Raw genomic sequence first — 670 nt, 5'->3', positions numbered from 1 at the left:
ATTACTCGGCTTTAATCGTACCATTTAGGAATTGAAACATTGCTCTACGTTGCTCATGGCAGAGAGGGCGGCGGTCGCTTTAATCGTACCATTTAGGAATTGAAACAAAAAAGAAGGTGCCTTATTCGACGCCTCAAAAAAAAGCTTTAATCGTACCATTTAGGAATTGAAACAAGCCTTTTCGATAAGCTCAATTAATTTTTTGTCTGGCTTTAATCGTACCATTTAGGAATTGAAACGAGGTGGAAAAAGCAATGTATGAGTTTGATGGTCATAGCTTTAATCGTACCATTTAGGAATTGAAACACGGATGTAAGTAACTGGAAAAATGCCACACAACGACTTTAATCGTACCATTTAGGAATTGAAACAAGCCTTTTCGATAAGCTCAATTAATTTTTTGTCTGGCTTTAATCGTACCATTTAGGAATTGAAACGAGGTGGAAAAAGCAATGTATGAGTTTGATGGTCATAGCTTTAATCGTACCATTTAGGAATTGAAACACGGATGTAAGTAACTGGAAAAATGCCACACAACGACTTTAATCGTACCATTTAGGAATTGAAACACGGATGTAAGTAACTGGAAAAATGCCACACAACGACTTTAATCGTACCATTTAGGAATTGAAACACGGATGTAAGTAACTGGAAAAATGCCACACAACGA

1 CRISPR repeat array is annotated in these 670 nt (G+C 36.7%).

What is annotated here, in order from left to right:
* Nucleotides 1–8: 8 nt before the first annotated feature.
* Nucleotides 9–634: direct repeats of the CRISPR family, unit length 30 nt; unit sequence GCTTTAATCGTACCATTTAGGAATTGAAAC.
* Between the last annotated feature and the right edge of the window lie 36 nt (nt 635–670).

This window comes from Runella sp. MFBS21 (assembly GCF_029433105.1).
Taxonomy (GTDB): Bacteria; Bacteroidota; Bacteroidia; order Cytophagales; family Spirosomataceae; genus Runella.
Note: the sequence above shows the minus strand (reverse complement) of the source record. Positions and strands in the feature narration are given on the sequence as shown.